This is a genomic window from Agromyces sp. P2_B3, from assembly GCF_056404815.1.
In genome coordinates this window covers 1-3,548 of the sequence record NZ_JBFUDH010000041.1, presented here as the reverse complement: position 1 = coordinate 3,548, position 3,548 = coordinate 1, and the positions used below count along the sequence as shown (strand labels likewise).

General features: G+C 63.9%; 4 protein-coding genes. 2 read left to right on the top strand and 2 right to left on the bottom strand.

Annotated elements, in window-relative coordinates; translation table 11 throughout:
• On the bottom strand, positions 1–779 hold a 779-nt coding region (locus AC1DZA_RS20040; protein WP_476774086.1), incomplete at its 3' end, for a hypothetical protein.
• 48 nt (positions 780–827) lie between these two features.
• Entirely contained in the window at positions 828–1,526 is a 699-nt protein-coding gene (locus AC1DZA_RS20035; RefSeq protein WP_476774085.1) for a GntR family transcriptional regulator, read from the bottom strand.
• A 340-nt stretch (positions 1,527–1,866) separates the two neighbouring features.
• Here AC1DZA_RS20035 and AC1DZA_RS20030 point away from each other — a divergent pair, with 340 nt between their 5' ends.
• Positions 1,867–2,094, top strand: coding sequence for an META domain-containing protein (locus tag AC1DZA_RS20030; protein WP_476774084.1), 228 nt, complete (start codon positions 1,867–1,869; stop codon positions 2,092–2,094).
• A gap of 108 nt (positions 2,095–2,202) precedes the next feature.
• The gene (locus AC1DZA_RS20025; protein ID WP_476774083.1) at positions 2,203–3,030 is read left to right on the top strand and encodes a hypothetical protein; all 828 of its coding nucleotides are present in this window, start codon (positions 2,203–2,205) and stop codon (positions 3,028–3,030) included.
• Positions 3,031–3,548: the final 518 nt, after the last annotated feature.

Here is a 3,548-nt window from a genome sequence, read left to right as displayed (position 1 = left end):
GTCCCGGACAGGGTCACCCGGTCCAGGACCGCCGAACCCGATGAGATTCCCACCGGAGTAGTCGAGTCGGTCATGTAGGTCATTTGCCAGCCGTAGGTGTAGCCGCCGYCGGTGCCGCTCGAAAGGATTCTGAACGGGGAGGCCGATGCGTAAGCAACAGCGAGACGCGGGGACCCACTGTCGGTGGTGAACTCGGGGCCTGGCTGGAGGTGGTAATAGCCGCTGATACTTTCGGCGGTCCAGTATTCATCGCTCGCCCCATTGCAGCTACGGAAACCCGGGTTCGTGCCGGCACCACCTGTCCAGTACAGGCACATGTTGCTGCCGGTCCGGTGCTGGATAACTTGCCCGCCCCGTCCCGCTTTGGGCATCGTGTACGTGATCTGGGGGTCGTACGATGCCGCCAGAGCTCTGGCATTGGCGGCCGACGTGCTCCAGTCCCTGTTGTGAGGGACGATGTAGTTGTTCGTACCCTCTGTCTTGTAGACGGGGAACCCCGTGGACGTGTCGCTCACTGCGGACTTGTCAGGGGTCGGGGTGGGTTCGTCTTCCGGCTCTGCCGGCTCTGCCGGCTCTGCCGGCTCTGCCGGCTCTGCCGGCTCTGCCGGCTCTGCCGGCTCTGCCGGCTCTGCCGGCTCTGCCGGCTCTGCCGGCTCTGCCGGTACATCGGTGGCGGTGATTGTGGGGGTAGTCGGTGCTGCGCTGGCGGGGATGGCGGCGCCGAGGGTGAGCAACGCGATCAGTGAGGTCGCGATCGCGGTGGTGGTGAGCTTGCTCATGTGGGGGTTCTTTCCTTCGGCGCACCGCGGGCGGCACGACAGGGGGTGTTATCGGGTGGGAGTGGCGTCGTTGCCAGGTTTGGTCAGAGCGGCGATCAGTTGTGTGGTGTAGCCAGTGAGGGTGTGGCTGGTGCTGTCACGGTCGTCACGGCTCGCGGCAGCGATTGCGGCGGTGAGGGTTTCGTGGCGGGCGCCGCTGCCGATGGTGAGGCTGAGCCCGTGCTGGGTGAGGGTGTCGCTGGTGAGAAATATCTGCAGCGGCCGGATCTGTTCGGTGAGCGCTTTGGACAGGACTCTGGACGAGGTGTCATCGGCGAGGACGGCCAGGATGGCCAGGAACGAGTGCACATCCCGGGGCGGGTTCTCGTCAGGGTATAGGCGGGGCAGCGGGGCGGCGGCGGCCGCGAGTGCCGGCAGGTGCATGTCGGGGTGTTGGAGCAGGGGATGGAGCATCTGTGCGACCAAGGTGAGCCGGTCCGTCATGTCGGTGACATTCCAGTCGGCGACCTGGGTGGAGGAGTTGCGGGACACGGTGACGAACAGTGCTCCCGACAGCTGGGCCAGTCCTTCACGAACGGGGGTGCGGGACGTCCCGAGCTCAGCCGCGATCTCGTCGACGTTCAGTCGTTCACCGGGCATGTACCTGCCGGTGATGATTAGTTCCAGGAGTCGGTCGAAGACCTGGTCTGCGAGACGAATATTGGACAGCGCCCGCGGTTTGGGATGTGTGTCAATGGCAGCGACCACCACCTGCTCCTTTTCTGCCGGGCATCAAAACATGCCAAGTCACTTGTGCGCCCGGCAGACATCCGAATCAGTATATCAGATGTAGATAACAAACATTTCACACTCTTGCGTTGCCTTATGCATTTGCCTTCTGCATTACGTATATGAGTAATATACTCATATGTCATATTTTCGAATCATTGCAGTTGGCAGTGCGGTGCTCGCCGGCGCGACCTTGACCGGGTGCAGTTCTGGTGAGCCGGAGCCTACGAGCAGCCCGGTTATGCAGTCTGGTCCGGTGGGATCGTGGTGGGCAGGCGGACCCGGCTCGGTGAGTTTGGGCRTGGATTCCGATGGATTGGTGACCGCGCATGACGGGTGCAATGTGCTGTCGGGGAGTTGGGTGGCCACGGATGATCCTGATCTGGTGACCTTCACGGCGCTGGAGGTTATCTCTGGAGCGTGCCCGGATGCCCTCCCGGATTGGCTTCCGGCGGTAGCGTCGGGGCTGGTCACCGGTGACGAGTTGACGGTGCAGGACGACGATGGCCAACCACTCGCCACCCTTGAACGTGACGCGATCGGGTAGGGGTGGCGGGTACGGTTACGCCTGGGGGTCGGGCGCGTGGAGCGCAGCGCCGCCCGCGGTGTCTGTCCCGTCAGGGCGGCGGGTAACGCAATTCGTTGAGGGAGAGAAATGACGGTATTCACGCGTATCGGTATCGGGATGGCACTGACCGGTGCGGTGGCTTTCGGGGCGCCAGCGTCGGCGTTTGCCGCCACCGACACGATCACTGACTATGGCATCTATGCGCTTACGGCTGCCCCCGATTCTCCGGATGGCTGGTTCACCCCTGGCTACGGCGCTACGTTCTCATACAGCACGTTCCCCGCCGAGAACGCGGAGAACCCGATGGTAATGCGACTGGGGGAGCAGCTCGTCCRCACGATCACCGTCCCGAACGGGCTGGAGCTGGACGGGCAGTTCGCCGGAGCCGCCGCGTGTCCCATCATTGGCAGCCACCAGGAGTACACGGTCCAAGACTGCATCATCCGCGACAACGGCGACGGCACCCGTAGCTACGTCGTCACCCAAACCTTCAAGGAAAACTACAACCTTCTGGGGTCACTTCACGCGTCCGGTCGTCTGGCTCAGACCGGTGAGATCCCCGATGGTGCTGTGCTCCGCATAGAGCAGACCCTTGCCCCCGGGTACGTGTCCCAGCCTGGCGCGCAGACCACGCAGACCATCCCCTTGCCCGTCGCATCTTCCTTGGGGCCGGGAGTTGACGCCGGGACGGACGGTGGCACCATTGGTGCGAATGCCGTGACCGGTGATGGCCAACAGCCCCACGCCGCTGCCAGCATCACAGACACACTCGCCGAGACCGGCGTCGAGGGGACCATCTTCGCCGGGCTTGCCGCCCTGATCACAGCGATCGGCGTTGCGCTCACCGTCCGCTCCAGCCGGAGCAGCTTGACCCCCAACAAAGCGAGAGTCGACCGTCCAGTAGTCGCTCGTTGAAGGTACGGCCGGCCCAACCCGCAGGTCGGGCTGCCAACAGAACCTGAACTCATCAGGAAAGCCGGTGGGCACAGCCCGCACGACATTGTAGAGGTCGCGCGTGGGTGAGTTCACGTATTGCGGAGTCATCGAGGATGAGCAGGTCGGGTTTCGTGTGTGCCCGGCCCCAGGTCGCGTCGGCATAGCCGGGGAGATTCGCCAGCATCCTGGCCGGACCGTCTGGAAGGTGGCTCGGTTGCGCTTCTGGTGATGACGGTGGCTGAGGCCCAATCCAAGACCTCGGCCAGGTTGGATGGTCTCCCCTGCACGGTCTGGTCCGTGACCGGTACGGGGTGGTCTGGGTCTTCGACCTCGTTGTGTCGCACAACACCTGACCCCTACCCCAAACGGAGAATCCTCGTGTCCCTCGCGCATTCCAACCTGCCAGCGACAGCACGTCCTGCCCCCGACACCCCCTCGTCCGGCAACGACGTGTGGTTGGGTCTTGCCCAGTCCATGACCGGGCAAGACCAGTTCGA